Annotated in this window: 14 protein-coding genes; 8 read left to right on the top strand and 6 right to left on the bottom strand. The window is 38.8% G+C overall.

The genetic code is table 11. The features are described from left to right. Positions 1-3 precede the first annotated feature (3 nt). Positions 4-555, bottom strand: a complete 552-nt coding sequence (locus ACFSGI_RS01260) for a biotin transporter BioY (protein ID WP_204826573.1) — start codon at positions 553-555, stop codon at positions 4-6. A 177-nt stretch (positions 556-732) separates the two neighbouring features. Next, complete coding sequence (locus tag ACFSGI_RS01255) at positions 733-1,062, bottom strand: hypothetical protein (protein ID WP_204826572.1); 330 nt, start codon at positions 1,060-1,062, stop codon at positions 733-735. 207 nt (positions 1,063-1,269) lie between these two features. On the opposite strand from ACFSGI_RS01255, the gene ACFSGI_RS01250 reads away from it, so the two are divergent. Both ACFSGI_RS01250 and ACFSGI_RS01245 read left to right on the top strand, forming a co-directional pair. Continuing rightward, entirely contained in the window at positions 1,270-1,749 is a 480-nt protein-coding gene (locus ACFSGI_RS01250) for a GAF domain-containing protein (protein ID WP_204826571.1), read from the top strand. 296 nt (positions 1,750-2,045) lie between these two features. Next, positions 2,046-2,648: a nitroreductase family protein gene (locus ACFSGI_RS01245; protein ID WP_204826570.1), complete on the top strand. Its 603-nt coding sequence runs from the start codon at positions 2,046-2,048 to the stop codon at positions 2,646-2,648. Positions 2,649-2,885: 237 nt separating this feature from the next. Here the strand turns inward: ACFSGI_RS01245 and ACFSGI_RS01240 are convergent, their stop codons facing one another. Continuing rightward, positions 2,886-3,566: a hypothetical protein gene (locus ACFSGI_RS01240; RefSeq protein WP_204826569.1), complete on the bottom strand. Its 681-nt coding sequence runs from the start codon at positions 3,564-3,566 to the stop codon at positions 2,886-2,888. A gap of 447 nt (positions 3,567-4,013) precedes the next feature. Here ACFSGI_RS01240 and ACFSGI_RS01235 point away from each other — a divergent pair, with 447 nt between their 5' ends. The 4 genes from ACFSGI_RS01235 (at position 4,014) to ACFSGI_RS01220 (ending at position 11,661) form a co-directional block, all read left to right on the top strand. Beyond that, positions 4,014-4,883: an ABC transporter permease gene (locus tag ACFSGI_RS01235; RefSeq protein WP_379282258.1), complete on the top strand. Its 870-nt coding sequence runs from the start codon at positions 4,014-4,016 to the stop codon at positions 4,881-4,883. A gap of 97 nt (positions 4,884-4,980) precedes the next feature. Next, a complete protein-coding gene (locus ACFSGI_RS01230) occupies positions 4,981-5,838 on the top strand; it encodes a carbohydrate ABC transporter permease (RefSeq protein WP_379282256.1) in 858 nt (285 codons plus the stop codon). Between the two features lie 61 nt (positions 5,839-5,899). Then, positions 5,900-7,450 (top strand): DUF3502 domain-containing protein, encoded by a 1,551-nt coding sequence (locus ACFSGI_RS01225; protein ID WP_204826566.1) that lies wholly within the window; start codon positions 5,900-5,902, stop codon positions 7,448-7,450. A 464-nt stretch (positions 7,451-7,914) separates the two neighbouring features. Beyond that, entirely contained in the window at positions 7,915-11,661 is a 3,747-nt protein-coding gene (locus ACFSGI_RS01220; RefSeq protein WP_204826565.1) for a collagen binding domain-containing protein, read from the top strand. Between the two features lie 98 nt (positions 11,662-11,759). On the opposite strand, the gene ACFSGI_RS01215 is transcribed toward ACFSGI_RS01220, so the two are convergent. After that, the gene (locus tag ACFSGI_RS01215; RefSeq protein WP_204826564.1) at positions 11,760-12,572 is read right to left on the bottom strand and encodes a helix-turn-helix domain-containing protein; all 813 of its coding nucleotides are present in this window, start codon (positions 12,570-12,572) and stop codon (positions 11,760-11,762) included. A gap of 188 nt (positions 12,573-12,760) precedes the next feature. Continuing rightward, positions 12,761-14,128, bottom strand: coding sequence for a dihydrolipoyl dehydrogenase family protein (locus ACFSGI_RS01210; RefSeq protein WP_204826563.1), 1,368 nt, complete (start codon positions 14,126-14,128; stop codon positions 12,761-12,763). A 346-nt stretch (positions 14,129-14,474) separates the two neighbouring features. On the opposite strand from ACFSGI_RS01210, the gene ACFSGI_RS01205 reads away from it, so the two are divergent. After that, on the top strand, positions 14,475-15,131 hold the full coding sequence (locus ACFSGI_RS01205; protein WP_204826562.1) for a hypothetical protein: 657 nt from the start codon (positions 14,475-14,477) through the stop codon (positions 15,129-15,131). Positions 15,132-15,193: 62 nt separating this feature from the next. Beyond that, a complete protein-coding gene (locus ACFSGI_RS01200) occupies positions 15,194-15,790 on the top strand; it encodes a hypothetical protein (RefSeq protein WP_204826561.1) in 597 nt (198 codons plus the stop codon). Positions 15,791-15,891: 101 nt separating this feature from the next. Here ACFSGI_RS01200 and ACFSGI_RS01195 read toward each other — a convergent pair whose 3' ends face one another. Then, complete coding sequence (locus tag ACFSGI_RS01195; RefSeq protein WP_204826560.1) at positions 15,892-16,233, bottom strand: DUF1292 domain-containing protein; 342 nt, start codon at positions 16,231-16,233, stop codon at positions 15,892-15,894. Positions 16,234-16,297 lie beyond the last annotated feature (64 nt).

Here is a 16,297-nt window from a genome sequence, read left to right as displayed (position 1 = left end):
CCTTTAGCGATTAACCTTCGCTTCTACCGGACTAATTGCTTTTAGCTGCCATACAACAATAGCGGCAATTACAGCTTTGATACAATCTCCTGGTAAAAAAGTTATACCTCCTACCAGCCCTGCCCATACCGAAGTATTCGTTACCAATGCCATAAATGGAGCACCGATCAGATTGATCAGCAATACACCAAAAACGATGTTGATCACAATCATTTTCCATACTTTGATAGTAGACCATACTTTTTCGGTAGCGTATCCGATACAAAAAGCAGCAATCGGCCAGCTTAATAGATAACCGCCTGTAGGCCCTACCAATACAGATAAGCCTGCGCGTCCACCGGGTAGTACAGGCAATCCGATAGCTACCAGTACAAGAAACAGGATCAAGCTGATACCGCCGATCTTTTTACCCAGAAATGCTCCTGCAATCATGACTCCAAGAGTCTGTACAGTAATCGGCACCGGAATAAATCCTAAAGGAATCGGTGGAATTAATGCTAATACGCTAATGAGTGCAGCAAATAAAGCCGCATATACCATTTCTTTTGTTGTCATTGTCTTACCTCCATCAATTGTTAACCACTTTATATAATTTAGGTTAACAATTAAAAGAAGTCAATTTCTTTTTCTCTACATACTGAAAAGAACGCTGGTAGCCGCTTCGATAGCGAAGATCAGCGCTCTTTTCAATGAAAGCGATATTGAGTGATAGATTGGAATCAAGAATAATCGTTAACCGACAACCGATGGTTCTTTGTATGATTTGCGACTATTCGTTTGCTTGGAAGAACCGGGAACCACTTCTCCGCATAATAACGATAAACGCTTACGAATCGCTTTTAACTCTTGAATTCCTGTACCTGTAATTATATATTCATCGCTACTGGAGGTCAGCATATTTTCCTGCACCAGATACTCTAGTTCTTGCTTAATCTCACGTTCGCCTACACGATAACCCCGATCTTCCAGAAACGGTTGCATATCATTGACTGTTAATTTTTCTTCATTGGAATGGTGAAGTAGATGAATGCGAATAAACAAATTCTGTACTTCAGCGTGCATAAATTCCTCTCCTTCCGGTTAATAGATTCACGCTGTAATTACCCGTCGCCCTAGAAGCGGAAACAATTTTTGGGTTATTTATTTATCATTTACCTAATCATTGATGCAAAGCACAATTTTGACTTTACTATTTGCAAATAAATACACCAGTTGTATACTGTTCTATAGGCTTGATGGTTGTAATCTATCGGAAAAAAGGTGAAACTTATGTTTGAAAATATAGCATATAGCGGTACGCGTGAAGAACAATATCAGACAGCGTTGAGTCAATTGCAAAGTCTGATTGCTGATGAGCCAGATCGTGTAGCGAATCTAGCAAATGCGTCTGCATTGTTAAAACAATGCTTGAATGATACCAACTGGGCAGGATTCTATCTGTATGATGGTAAAGAATTAGTATTAGGTCCTTTTCAAGGATTGCCTGCTTGTATCCGTATCCCTTTAGGTAAAGGTGTATGTGGTACATCTGCTTCCGAGCGTCGTACATTACGTATTGCAGATGTACACGAATTTCCCGGACATATCGCTTGTGATGCCGCTTCCAACAGCGAGATCGTTGTTCCGTTAGTCAAAGGTGATACTTTGATTGGTGTACTTGATATTGATAGCCCGCTCAAAGAACGTTTTGATGAACAAGACCAAGCATTTTTAGAACAATTTGCTGAACTATTGGTCAAAGCGCTGTAATTATATAGTTTTCATGATCGATGTTGTAAAAGATTAAAAAGTAGCTACTTTGATCTGATCAAGTAGCTACTTTTTTATGCGTTGTACACAAAACAAATGCTATTATAGCGAACACTCAGCTACACCGGTAGAATAAATAAATTCTATCCACATGTGTATAACTTTTCTCGAAAAGTTATCCTTATTTATCTTAATGTTAAGATTTTTTTAGATTACCTCTTGATTTATAACAAATGTGTAGTATCATTATAAAAGTAAGTAACAAACATTTAGATATTTCGAGGAGGAACCATATTATGGCTTTAGACTTTTTCCAAGCACTTGAAAACAGACGTTCTATCTATGTAATCAGCAAAGAATCTCCAATCGCAGATAGCAGAATCCAAGAAATCGTTGAAGAAGCGGTAAAATACACTCCATCTTCTTTTAACTCTCAAAGCGCACGCGTAGTTGTATTGCTAGGCGAGCAACATGATAAATTATGGGATATCACAACAGAAACATTGCGTGGTATTGTGAACAACGAAGAAGCGTTCCAGGGAACTGCTGACAAAATGAGCATGTTCAAAAATGGATATGGTACCGTATTGTTCTTTGAAGATACAGACATCATCACTAATCTTCAAAACCAATTTGAAGCATATAAAGACAACTTCCCACTTTGGGGACATCATGCTAACGGTATGTTGCAATTGGTGATCTGGACAGCTCTTGAAGCAGAAGGTCTAGGCGCTACACTACAACATTACAATCCAGTTATTGATGAAGAAGTAAAATCAACTTGGAATATTCCAGCACAATGGCAATTAGTTGCACAAATGCCTTTCGGTAAACCTGCGGCTCCTGCTGGTGAAAAAACGTTCCAACCGGTTGAAGAACGCGTTAAAGTCTACAAATAAGATTGATACTGACACATAAGTTAGGCGTAGATCTAACAGGTTAAGCATATGTGCTAACTGTTAGATCATCACTATCCATATATACAACAAAAAGCACCTCTTATCCGAAACCTTTCCCATATAATCTGGGCAAGATTTCAACCGATAAGAGGTGCTTTTTAATTAGTCTTCATATAACATGACTACAATTACTACATAACTACAATCATACTCAGACAAATGATAGATTAATTGGTATTAACCTGAACTTGTATCTTGATATTGCAAGCTAACACGTTTGACATTGCCATCAGCATCCAGTTCCAATTGAACCGTTTTGCCAGTCATATCAGCCGCACCCGCTTCTACATTTTCTTGGAAATCGGCCGCTTTTTTATAAGATACTTCTTTTTCACCTTTTTTGATCATAACGGTTTTGGTATCTTCACTTACATACGTTCCGATTGGATCTTTAGTTGTGTTGTCTGCATCGTTAGCTGCTGTAGCTAATTCTGCACTAACAGCAGATTGGCTTTGATTATCGATTTTTACACTGATTTCTTTTCCATCCATATTGTCTGGCAACGAATCGCCTTTTTCAAATGAACTTTTCTTCGGAATTACAACTTCATTACCACTCACTTTGATCGTCAAATTATCTTCATTTTGACTTACAAATGTACCTACGACATTAAAGTCAGCATTCATATCTGATTTATTCGGATCAGACGAATATTGTCTTAGATCCGCTAGATCGGATTGCTCGCTCGCATTTTTTTGATCGGTCGTGCTGCTATCGGTCTGACCTGTATTTGGCCCTTTATTTTCAGTCTGGCCTTGTGCAGCAGGTGTTGCGTCCGGGTTGGAACATCCGGTTACTGCTCCTGCAATCAATAGACTGCCTAGTACAGTAAGTGTCGTATACTTAAATGATGTCATTGGAATGATGCCCCTCTCTTTGAGAACAATAGATTAACGATTCTGTATGCATCTTGAATAAGATGCTTTCGTTATTCTTTACCCCAAATACACAGGGTTCCAAACTATCTATCATTTACAATATTAAGCCTGCTATCATATCATGTCGAAATTGATCATACAACCTCTTTTTGTAACCCTTTTCAATTTTATGATTTACCCTTTTCTAAAATCCAAATCGTAGCAGAATAGTGAGGGTTAATAGCATTATTGTGCAATAGAAAATAGAAAGAACCCCTTACAATAAAAGAACAACAATACACTTAGCAAAATGTAAGCGCTACAAAAAAAGAAACCGTTTGAAGCACAAAGGAGGAATATCACTTGGATACAGCCAAATCGATCCCTGCTGTACGTGTCAAAAATTCCAAACGTAAGCATTTCCGCAATAGCCGTGTGCTCCTGCTGATGTGCTTGCCAGCTATTGTATTCTTTTGTATTTTTGCTTACTTACCGATGCCTGGATTATATCTGGCTTTTGTCAAATATAATTACACTGATGGAATATTCAGCAGTCCATTTGTTGGCTGGGAAAACTTTAAGTTTCTGATTATTACCGGCGACTTATGGAGACTTACTTTTAACACAGTGGCATACAATATAGCGTTTATTGTACTTGGTAATATTGCCCAGATCACCGTAGCTATTTTGTTGAACGAAATTCGTAAAAAATGGTTCAAAAAAGTCTCGCAAACGCTTATGTTTTTGCCTTATTTTATCTCGGCTGTTCTGATTGGACTGCTCGCTTACAATATTTTGAGCTATGACTATGGACTATTAAATGGCATTTTGCGTTCTCTTCATCTTGATCCTGTCAAAGCTTATTCAGAACCTCATTTATGGCCATTTATTATTGTGATTACCTACTTATGGCAGACCACTGGATACGGATCTATTATTTATTTTGCCGCTATTATGGGGCTTGATAGTGAGATTGTAGAAGCTTCAGAGATCGATGGAGCTAACGCATTTCAACGGATTATCTATATCGTTATTCCATGGCTCAAACCTACATTTATCATCTTATTATTGTTCTCATTAGGTGGTATTTTGAAAGGAAATTTCGGACTATTCTTCAATCTCGTCGGTGCGAATAATACAGCACTGTATGCAAGCACAGATATTATCGAAACGTACGTGTTCCGCTCACTTATGACTAACTTTAACTTCTCTATGGGTAGCGCGGTCAGTCTATATCAATCGGTATTTGGATTTGTAGTGGTATTAACAGCTAACTGGATCGTCAAAAAAGTATCGCCTGAAAATTCACTATTCTAGGAGGTGAACATAAATGGATATTCGTAATGAACGTAATCTGATTGGTGGTAATACACCAAGACCTGCACGTATTCGTACAGACTACACAGAGATTATTATGAGCTGGTTTGGCTATATTTTTATCGGTTTATTTGCTATCTCTTGTTTACTTCCATTTTTGCTCATTTTGGGAACATCATTTACCAGTGAAGAAGCTGTGAAGAAGTTCGGTTTTAATATATGGCCGCATGAATTTAGCACCTTTGCTTACCAGATCGTTTTTGAAAATCCCAAACTAATTATTGGTTCCTATCTGGTCACAATGGGAATCACAATTGTTGGTACGGTGGTCGGTTTGTTTATCGTCGCCATGACCGGTTATGCGCTACAGCGACCGGATTTCACATATCGTAATAAGATTTCATTTTTTATCTATTTTACAACGCTATTCTCCGGTGGATTGGTTCCCTTCTATCTGCTAATCACCCAATACTTAGACCTCAAAGACAGCTATCTTGCTGTACTATTGCCTGGATTGTTAACACCATTTCTAATCATTATGATGAAAAGTTTTGTTCGCTCGATCCCTCATGCGATTACCGAATCAGCCAAGATTGATGGCGCTGGCGATTTTACGATCTTTTTACGTCTAATCTTGCCGATGACTACACCAGCGTTAGCAACGATTGGGCTATTTATCGCACTTGGATACTGGAATGAATGGTATAACGCGATGTTATTTCTGTCTCCAGATATGGATTATCGTCCACTGCAATTATTTTTGTATAACGTAGTCACCAGTGCCGACTTTATTCGTAACTCTGCGGCTTCTTCTAATGTAGCGATGAGCGATGTTCCGCTAGAAACGATGAAAATGGCTACTGCTGTTGTAGCTACAGGGCCTGTGATTTTGTTTTACCCATTTGTGCAACGTTATTTTATCAAAGGGATTACTGTCGGTGCTGTTAAAGGCTAAACGTATTCTACCTTTGATATCGCAAAAGCAAGATGCGCTTTTATTCTAAGGAGGTTAGCAGATGTCCAGATTTCGTAAATTAACGATTTCATTATTGATTGCTGTTATGGTCATTAGTCTCGCAGCGTGTGGCGGTAAAAAAGAAAGCAGTAGTGCAGGCGGTGATACTTCTCAATTTGTAACGATTAGCTTTGTGGTATTAGGGGATAAGCCCAAAAATGGTCAATTTGAAAAAGTAATGGAAAAAGTAAATGCGATCATGAAAGAAAAAATCAATGCAGAACTGCAATGGAAATGGGTCGAATGGGCAGATTGGCAGACCAAATATAATTTGTTACTGGCTTCCGGTGAGCCTGTCGATCTAGTTACAATCGGAACTGACTGGTTAGATACATGGTCTAATGCACAACGAGGTGCCTTTTTACCATTAGATGATCTTCTTCCTAAGTACGCTCCACAGACATGGAAAGAGATTCCGCAAGAAGACTGGGCACAAAGCAAATATAATGGCAAAATCGTTCTGATTCCTGAAAACGATTACACACAATGGATCAATCATGGATTCTTCTATCGTGGAGATTGGGCGAAGCAAGCAGGTATTACAGAACCGATCAAAGACTGGAATACAATTGGTAAATATCTGCAATGGATCAAAGACAACAAACCAGACGTTATTCCTTATGATGTACAAGCAAGTACAAGTAACTTTGGTGGTTGGGTACAATCGTATACCCCTCATTTAGAGTTACCGATTTCTACAGGATATATGCCTATTTTCAATACAGAATCGTATGATGATCGCTATAAAGTAGTTAGCCCTGTATTTGAAGATACATTCCTCGACTTTGCTAAATTGATGAAAGACTGGGCAGATAAAGGCTACTGGCGTGAAGATGTACTCAACAACAAAAATGATACACGTAATGCACTACGAGCAGGTCAGACTGGTATGGATAGTCATCATACACAGACTTTCTCAGGGCTTCGTGTCCAAATGGACAAAGATCAACCAGGTTCTGAATTGATGATGTATCCTTTCTCTCGCACAAGTAACAACTTACTAGAAATGCCGATCACGCATGGTGGTGTGTCTCTTGGTGCACACAGCAAAAACCCTGAACGCGCATTGATGGCATATGATTTGATTCGTAATAACAAAGAAATTTACCAGTTGATTAACTACGGGTTGGAAGGCGTTCAATACGATATTAAAGATGGCAAACGTGTACTTCCTGCGAACTACAATGAGACTAATGATTCGTTCTACTCTGACTTCTGGGCAGGACGTATGGACAAATTCGAGATTCCTAGTGATACCACATGGGATAAAATTGATACGATGTACAAAGAATATGACAAAATCAAAAAACCTTATCCATACGGACAATTCGTATTCGACAAAACAGCAATAGAATCTGAATTAACAGCGATTTCTCAAGTAACAGGTGAAATGGGCCCTGCGATTTCGTACGGTAAAGCTGGCGACCCTACACAAGCTGTACAAGAGTATCGTGACAAACTTAAATTAGCGGGATACGATAAAGTTATGGCTGAATTACAACGTCAATTAGATGCTTATAAAGCACAAATGGATAGTGCAGCTAATAAATAAAAATTGAAATTAAAATAAAAAGTAGAGAATCCTAAAAAATATTATTTTAGGATTCCCTACTTTTTTTTCATTTTCGACAAGGTGTTACAAAACTTTGTTCCTGGTTTATAAACTATCATCGGCTCATTATAGTACTAGCGACTTATTTTAAGAATAGATATGATTTATTCATGCGCTATTGTCGGCTTGTATGATATAAATAATGAGTCAGTTTTAATTTCTAGTATTTGGCTTTGCTTCAATTCATTGCTTTGTATTGATTACTTGTCCCAACGTTCCTGCCCAATTGCTAAAAGTTGTTGAGAAATTGTTCAGAAACAGCGTGTATACTATCAAAGCAAGTATTTACGAAAATGAAAGGAGCAACTCACACAAATAGTTTAATTTTAAAACTTACAGTAAGTCAACTATTGTGTCGTCAGACTCGCAGGTTATTCATCATTCAGATTGCAAGGGGATATTAGATGAAAAAAGCAAAACAAATAAGTGCATTTGTACTGTCACTGATCCTTATGGTACACCTTCTTGTCGGTGCGACCAGTACAATTTATGCTGCCGATACGTCATCCAGTACGGAATCAACTGATTCCTCGCAAGTCACTCATTCGGGTTCAACAGATACTACAAGTACCAATGATCAATCTACTGTACAGTCGGATACATACGCCCCGACAGATGGAAGTGGATCTGGTAGTAGTGGATCGACAGGAGATCCAAGCACAACTCCACCCACTGACCCTACAACTCCCGCTACCCCAGAGCCTGCTCCAGTAGCTAACTCACAGAGTATCTTAACGAATGTCACTATTGTAGATGCTAACAATAACGTGATCGATATGGTCAAGAACCCTGATTATCAGATCGAAGCAGGCGCACCTGTAAGTCTGATTTATCAATGGGCTTTGCCTGATGATGGATCATACAAAGCAGGTTCTACGTATGAATTTGATATCCCTGCTGCTTTTAAATTGTATAACGATATCAACAATGTGCCATTAAGTTTTGATGGTGATTCTGTAGGTAGCTTCAATGTAACAAGTAAAGGTCATGTCACAATGACATTTAACAAATTCGTTGAAGAACATTCTCAAATTGGCGGTATGCTTCAGATCAATACAGAATTTAGCAAAGAAATTCTAACAGGGAGCACAGAAGTACAGATTCCGTTCCCGATCAATGGTTCTGATAAAGTGATCGTTGTATTTATCAAACCTGAAAAAGGTACAGCTATCAGTAAAAAAGGTGAAGTTCAAAAAAATCAACAAGTCAACTGGACTGTTGATGTGAATACGAACTTAAAACATGTACAAAATGGTGTATTAACCGATCCAATTCCTACTGGTCTTACACTTGATCCTAATTCTATTCATGTATACGATCTGGATGTCAATGTAGATGGTAGTACAAAAGTCGGTCAAGAGATCACGTCTGGTTATCAATTAACAACCAATCCAGCTGATTTCAAAATTACATTTGCTCAAGATATTCGTTCTGCTTATCGTGTGACCTACTCTACAACAGTAGATAAAGGCACACAGACGAGCTTTACCAATACAGCTACTTTGACGAGCAATGTTGAATCAGTTCAAGCTAGTGCAACAGTTAGTGTAAAACGTGGTGAATTTTTATCTAAAAATGTAGTTGGGTATGACGATAAGACTCGTACGATCTCATGGTCTATCAATTACAACATGAATGAACAGTCAATTGCTCAAGCCAAAGCATTGCTTAAAGATCGCTTTAATGGCACACAACAGTTCCTTCAGAATACATTTAAAGTTGTTAATGTGACTACAGGTACTACGATGGTCGAAGGTACAGACTATACGTTAACTCCTGTAACGAACGACAAAGGAACAAATGGTTTTGATCTTCAATTCAATTCTGATATTACTTCTGGTTACACGATCACTTATCAGACACAAGCTACTGGACGTGTCTATACGGATGAGAAAGTAATTAACAAAGTAACTTCAGATGGAACAGGCGTACAAGCAGGTCAAAACTTGCAAAGTACGATTTTTGTCAAAACATTATCAGATGCAAATTATATTAGTAAAATTGCAACATGGAAATTAGTCGTTAATCGTGATGGATATACAATGTCTGATGTAGCGATCAACGATTATTTTACAAACGGTGGCTTAGAATTTTTACCATCTACACTGGTTATTCGTACAGCAGATGGTACTAAACTTCCAAAATCTGCTTATACAGTAACCACAAGCAATGCCAAATCTGGTTTTGATATCAAATTTGCTCAAGACGTAACGGAACAGTTAACGATCCAATATGGTACAACGTTCAATAACGATTGGAAAATTGATAAAACAAAACCTGAGTTCTACAATGGCGCTAAATTAACTTGGACAGAAAACGGAACACCTCGCTCTCAAACAACAGAAGCACGTTTCTGGCCAGATAATATGACTGTCAACAATGGCTCTAAAGACGGCGTGTATAACGCAACAACGAAAGAGATCACTTGGACAATCAAAGCGAACTATAACAAAAAAGAACTACCTAATGCTGTCATTACAGATACACTTGAATCCGGTCAGACTTATGTACCAGGATCACTCGAAGTGAATAATCTGAATTTGTTAGGCTGGTGGAATGGTACTTCTAAAGGATCGACAGTCGATGCTTCAGCATACACATTCACTGCTCCTACAGCACAGAACACCAATCAGCTCAAAATTGCTTTTAATAACACAATCAATACACCTTACTGGATCACATTCAAAACAACGCTTGAGAATCAGGTGATTGATTCTAATATTCATAATGAAGCTGTATTACGTAGCGGTAATGATTATTATCCGTGGGCGGCTGTTGTTGAGATTCCTAAAGGTGGCGAATATGTCTCCAAAACAGGTACACAAGATGGAGACAAAATCAACTGGACTGTTTATATTAATCGCGGTCAATCTTATGTAGAAAATGCTAAAATTGTAGATACTCCTACACCTAACCAAGTGTTATCCAGCAGCTCTTTCCACTTGTTTGCAGCGAATGTAGCTAGCAATGGTGGATTGTCTAAAGGAAACGAACTGGTAAAAGGTACAGACTATAAATTAGCGTTTTTTGCAGGCGAAGCACCTCGTTTTGAATTAACGTTCCTCAAACCAATCCGGTCTGCTTTTATCCTTGAATATTCAAGTATGATTACAGCAGCGGATAAAGAAACGGTTAGTAACAGCGTAGACTTTTCAGGTAATGGTATTACAAAAGGTACTGTTGCTACAGAGCAAGAAATTATAGTACGTACTTCTTCTGGTTCAGGTACAGGTTCAGGCGTAGTCGGCAAATTATCGGTACAAAAAGTCGATAAAAACGATAAGAGCTTACCGCTAGAAGATGCTACGTTCAAATTACAAGATGCTGCTCAAAGTAAGCCAGCAATTGAATTAACAACAGATGCGCAAGGACAAGTAATGTATACGAACCTACTCTATGGCAAATATACATTGCAAGAAATCAAAGCACCTGCTGGATATGTACTTGATCCAACCGTACATGATGTAACGATTGATTCAAGCACTCTGAAAAAAGGCAATATGTTGTCATTGACGATCACTAATGAGAAACAACCAGTAGTGATTCCGCCAGTAACTGAGCCACCAGTGGTAACACCACCGAACGGTGGAGGTGGCGGAACACCGGAGACGCCTCCGACAACGCCTACAACACCAACAACGCCAGATGGTGGTACAACGCCGCCAACTCCTGAGCAACCATCTAATAATGACGATGATGATGTGCCTGGTGGACGTGTAGTGCCTACACCGGATGACCCATTTGCAACAGTTCCAGTAAATGATGATCCGATTCCGCAAGGTTCTGGAGATCCTACACCAGATACACCGACACAACCGTCACAACCAGGTAATGAACCGTCTACTCCGGTAAGCAATAATCCAACGCCGGGTTCACCATCAGACCCAGAGGTGCCGATCAATGATGATCCAATCCCTCAAGGGAATGTACCTGTAACGCCGGATACAGATATTCCGGTAAATGATGATCCGATTCCTAAAGGAACAGTACCATCGAATCCGTCTACTCCAACCCATACACCTGATGTGGATCGTTTGCCACAAACAGGCGAATCTAGCAATATGCCTTTCTGGTTAGCTGGATCAGCATTGTTATTGTTTGGATTGTTGATGAGACGTATGCACCACAATAAACAAACTCGTTCTAAATAATAACGTGTAAGTTATATGGATACACAAAGCCCCTGTGCTAGAACAGATACGATAACGACTATCGTTGCTGCTCGAAGTCACAGGGGCTTTTTTTGAGATTAAGAAGTCAGTATAATGGGCTGAAGAGTATGCCCTTGACGAAATGTCGATGGATTGACACCAAAATGCTCGACAAATTTGCGTGAAAAGTACGTCTGCGAATTGAAGCCTACTTCATAAGCAATTTCATTAATATACTGCGGGGTAAAACGCAACAGATATTCAGCTTGTTCTAGCCTCATACGGGTCACTGTATCGACGATAGTCTCTCCTGTCTCTGCTTTGTACAAATGTAGCAATCGGGAAGGTGAAAGGCAGACACGCTGTGCTAGATGCTCTATACGTAAGTCTTCTTTGTAGTGTTCCTGCAAATACTGAATAATCTCTGTAATTCTAGAGTCTGTACGATCTTCTTGAGGCTCATAATAGACTATAATGGAAAGTAGAATTTCGCTAAGAGTGTGAAAAGAAAGCTCGTTATCATATCTGCTTACAGGCTCTGTGCAATATTCCAATAGACGCTCAAACGCATGTTGGACACGTGAAGCTAAAATAGAATGATCGATGTGGATATGTAGGCTAGGACAGAAATCTTGAATACTTTTGAGTAAAATAGACCATTGCGGATGAGCGGTAAAAGAGCAACAAATGCCTTCTAGTCGGTGATGGGAAGGTTGACACACACTTTTTTGCATACCAGGTGGAATAATATCGATACTGCCTGTACAACATTCGAGACGGTGATCTTGATCATGAATCATTCCCTGACCGGACAATGTATAAAGAATAACCCATTTCTGTTGTACCTGTGGACGGTAGCAAGGCGATGGTCCAGCTAACACATAACGATCAGCCGTTAATTCTGCATACATAGTGATACCCCTTTCCTTTGAATGATGAAGGAATACGTACCTGTTTTCCATTTAAAATGTAAGCGCTTTATTTCGATGATATCTGAATTACTGCTGTCTGACAAGAGGGAAAATTACGCATTCGGATATAAAAAAAGCGCAATCCCTTTGATTAGGATTGCACTCTTTTACCGGTAGATCGCTTTTATTTACTCTTCTAAAAAATAGGAAAGATCCGACATCGCGGTTGGATAACCATAGATTGTTTTTTTCCACTCATCGATATTAAGATCGAATTGAATCGCTGTCGCAAAATGATTAATCAAATCATCTGCTTCTCCACTTAAAATATGAGCGCCTAGCACTTTTTTAGCTTTTGTATCGATAATTACTTTGATACGGGTATGCTTTTCGTTTGTTCGTTTGTAGGTGTACCATGATGAAGTATCCATATCATTAATTTTGATATGATCCCCTAACTTTTGTGCTTCTTCAGCAGTCATACCGACCGATGCTAATTTGGGAATAGTAAATACAATACTTGGCATCACTTTATAATCTGGAATTTGCACATTATGTTGAAGCAAATTTTGGCGTACTGCTTGAGATTCCATACTTGCAATTGGAGTTAGCGGTAATCCTTTGGTTGCAGCCACATCTCCTGCGGCATAGACACGCGGATTGCTGGTACTTTGCAAATATTCATTGACTGTAATGCCTTGTTTCTCTGAAACGATATTGGCTTGATCCAGTTGAAGCTGATCAATATTTGCTACACGACCTGCACCATGAACAACCAATCCACATTCGATTTCTATAGATTGTTGTTGATCCGAATTCTGGGTCGCTTTTACTTTATACTGATGATCTGCTAATTGTGTAATCGATTCTATCTCGGTATTCAGATGGAATTGAATCCCCAATTCACGTGAACGTTCAACTAATTCATCGACTAGATCAGGATCGAATTTACTTAGCGGCTGATCTCCATGATGGACAATATGTACTTCTGCCCCGGCTCTCACAGCGATATGCGCAAATTCCATCGAGATATACCCTCCACCTACAAATACAATCGTAGACGGCAATTGTTCTAGATTCAGAAAATCATCGCTATTGGCTAAATACTGCTCGCCTTCAATAGATAATGGAGCAGGCTTCGCTCCTGTTGCGATTAAAATATGTTTGCCTGTAAGCTGGTCGTCTCCAACTTGTACCGTATCTTCACTTACAAATGAAGCAAATCCATGAAAAGTGTCTACTCCTGCTTCTTGCAACTTTTTCTCATGTGCAGGTGGAATATCTTCTACAAACGTTTCTTTAAAGGCTATCAGGTCTGCCCAGTTAATTGTGGGCTGTTCTTGTATACCTTTGCCTTGCATCCGTTCATTGCAATCGATAATCTCAGCCGCGCCTACCAATACTTTCTTCGGATCACATCCACGAAGCGCGCAAGTGCCGCCGTAAGCTCTAGAATCGATAATCGCTACCTTCCAGTCCTCTTTACTACAAGCGGTCGCTACACCCGCTCCTGCGCTACCTGTTCCGATTACAATTAGATCATATTGTTTCTTCATTATGTGTTTCCCCCTTACTCATATTTGTATATCGACATTCATGTTGTCAGTTCATGGATAACGTTCTCTTTACTACTTAAACCTTAATAGAAGACAGCAATCTATCATGCCTTGTTAACGTTTATTATTATTTTTAAAATTTGACTATTTTGGTATTGGTTTTTTTTAATTTACGTGGTAAATTTTCAACATAATCATTTTATATAACGCTATCTAAAGCCAAACGCTCTGGTCGCGTTTATACTGCCAAACGCTATAGAAGAGATATTTTGCTTTGCAAAAATCATTTTTTATTAGACTGGTCGCGTTTATACTGCCAAACGCTAGAAAAAGGGGATTATTACAGATGAAGAGAAAACTTATGCTTACACTGATGTTAACCGCGGTTTTGACAGGTTCCAATGTGATGTTTGCAAACGTTACCTTTGCGGCTACTGAGGATGTTTTACCGGATGGCACGTATACGATGGATCTCGAAACGCTGGCTTCTTCCTTTTCTGCTTCTTCATTAGATGATCCTGCTGAAGCAGTAGATCAAGATACGTATGATGATAGCGAAAGTGTAGACGATCTGGACCCTGCTCTGGTTGAGGAAGCGACTCAATTTTTAGAGTATAGTGATCAGATGGCGCCACTACTGGAGTATGAGAAAAAAGCGTGGACAGCGTATTATAAAAATGATTACGTTAACAACAGCAATCGCAAGCAAGAATACCTACTTGTTACCAATACGATTATTCCGAACTACAAAAAATTCTTAACAGGTATCAAACAAATCAAACCGATTCATCCTGAGCTAGCTAAAATGCATGCTAACTATATCAAAGGTGCTACTCTTGAAATGGAAGGCTTTGTTTTGTTTCAAAAATATGTATCCAAAACCAAATTAAATGATGATATACTGGACAAGTCCAATGCTAAATTAGACGTAGGCGGCGATTTGTTACTTCAATTTGATAAAGAAATGGAAGCATATATTTCCAAATTTCTTCCTGCACAATAAACCTTAGCATGTGACTATTCCAAAAATCGTACGCTATACACACTAAGGGGCTATTATTACTCATGAACAAAAAGATTCTTTCTACCGCATTACTTGCTTTTCTACTAATTGGCACTTCTTTGATCCCTACCGCTTCTGTTTTTGCAGCAGAAGAGACTGCCACTTCGACAGATAGTGAATGGATGACCGAAGATGATAATACCAATGTAGATGAAGATACGTATACAGAAGAAGATGTTGATCCTGCTCTGGTAGAAGAATACGAGCAAGCGATGGCTTATATTGATCAGTTGACTCCACTTCAAAACTACGAAGATACTGCTATCAATCAGCTTCATCAATTGGGTGTATTAAATGCTAGTACACGTAAACATGTCTATACCAAGCTCAACAAAACAATTATTCCGAACTACACCAAGTTTGTAAAAGGCATGAAAAAAATCAAGCCTGAAAATGAAGAATTGATAGCGATTCACAAACAAACGCTTCAAGCGATCTCTTTGCAACTGCAAGGAATGACACTGATTCAAAAATCAGTATCTACTACCAAAATCAATCTAAAAACGCTTAACACAGGGATTGATAAATTAACAAAAGGTAGTGCGATGATTGATGAAGTATATGATTATTTCAATACGTATATTACTAAATTCCAATAATCACATTGTCAAAAAGACCTTCCTTATTATTTAAGGAAGGTCTTTCTGTATACATATCACATTATAAATACCACCATTATATACTTCTACGCTATTCTTGATTATGCAGTTGGGTTATCTTTATTCAACTGAATAATCACTTCATACACTTGCCCCATGCGTTGCCATTCTTCATCGTCAGTAATATGATTCAAAAAAAATTCATCTTCCTCTTCATCATATTCTACTCGTAAGATAGTGCCATCTAACGGCGAAGGTTCTTTATGTAACAAAAGAGCATATGGAATCTGGTCATACGTAAATGTTTTGACGATCATCATATCATGTTCATTACCTTGTTCATCCAAAATGAGAAACCCTTTTTGAAATGCTTCGTCTTCTAGCAATCCTAGATCATCGCGGAATTGCCCTAGTTCGATCGGAAAGTTGTTGTGGTTGCTCATCATTATTCTCTCCTCAACTATACAGATATTGTAATGTCACACCGCCATGTTAGCATCAACAAGA

The organism is Paenibacillus nicotianae (assembly GCF_042681745.1).
GTDB lineage: Bacteria > Bacillota > Bacilli > Paenibacillales > Paenibacillaceae > Saccharibacillus > Saccharibacillus nicotianae.
The sequence above is the reverse complement of the archived record's forward strand: the minus strand, read 5'-3'. Positions and strand labels throughout refer to the sequence as shown.

Excerpts from the sequence above, each read along its gene's own strand:
- ACFSGI_RS01235 (WP_379282258.1), top strand. The coding sequence starts at position 4,014 with ATGTGCTTGCCAGCTATTGTATTCTTTTGTATTTTTGCTTACTTACCG.
- ACFSGI_RS01250 (WP_204826571.1), top strand. The coding sequence starts at position 1,270 with ATGTTTGAAAATATAGCATATAGCGGTACGCGTGAAGAACAATATCAG.
- ACFSGI_RS01195 (WP_204826560.1), bottom strand. The coding sequence starts at position 16,233 with ATGAGCAACCACAACAACTTTCCGATCGAACTAGGGCAATTCCGCGAT.
- ACFSGI_RS01225 (WP_204826566.1), top strand. The coding sequence starts at position 5,900 with ATGTCCAGATTTCGTAAATTAACGATTTCATTATTGATTGCTGTTATG.
- ACFSGI_RS01255 (WP_204826572.1), bottom strand. The coding sequence starts at position 1,062 with ATGCACGCTGAAGTACAGAATTTGTTTATTCGCATTCATCTACTTCAC.
- ACFSGI_RS01260 (WP_204826573.1), bottom strand. The coding sequence starts at position 555 with ATGACAACAAAAGAAATGGTATATGCGGCTTTATTTGCTGCACTCATT.
- ACFSGI_RS01230 (WP_379282256.1), top strand. The coding sequence starts at position 4,981 with ATGAGCTGGTTTGGCTATATTTTTATCGGTTTATTTGCTATCTCTTGT.
- ACFSGI_RS01220 (WP_204826565.1), top strand. The coding sequence starts at position 7,915 with ATGAAAAAAGCAAAACAAATAAGTGCATTTGTACTGTCACTGATCCTT.
- ACFSGI_RS01240 (WP_204826569.1), bottom strand. The coding sequence starts at position 3,566 with ATGACATCATTTAAGTATACGACACTTACTGTACTAGGCAGTCTATTG.
- ACFSGI_RS01210 (WP_204826563.1), bottom strand. The coding sequence starts at position 14,128 with ATGAAGAAACAATATGATCTAATTGTAATCGGAACAGGTAGCGCAGGA.
- ACFSGI_RS01245 (WP_204826570.1), top strand. The coding sequence starts at position 2,046 with ATGGCTTTAGACTTTTTCCAAGCACTTGAAAACAGACGTTCTATCTAT.
- ACFSGI_RS01205 (WP_204826562.1), top strand. The coding sequence starts at position 14,475 with ATGAAGAGAAAACTTATGCTTACACTGATGTTAACCGCGGTTTTGACA.
- ACFSGI_RS01215 (WP_204826564.1), bottom strand. The coding sequence starts at position 12,572 with ATGTATGCAGAATTAACGGCTGATCGTTATGTGTTAGCTGGACCATCG.
- ACFSGI_RS01200 (WP_204826561.1), top strand. The coding sequence starts at position 15,194 with ATGAACAAAAAGATTCTTTCTACCGCATTACTTGCTTTTCTACTAATT.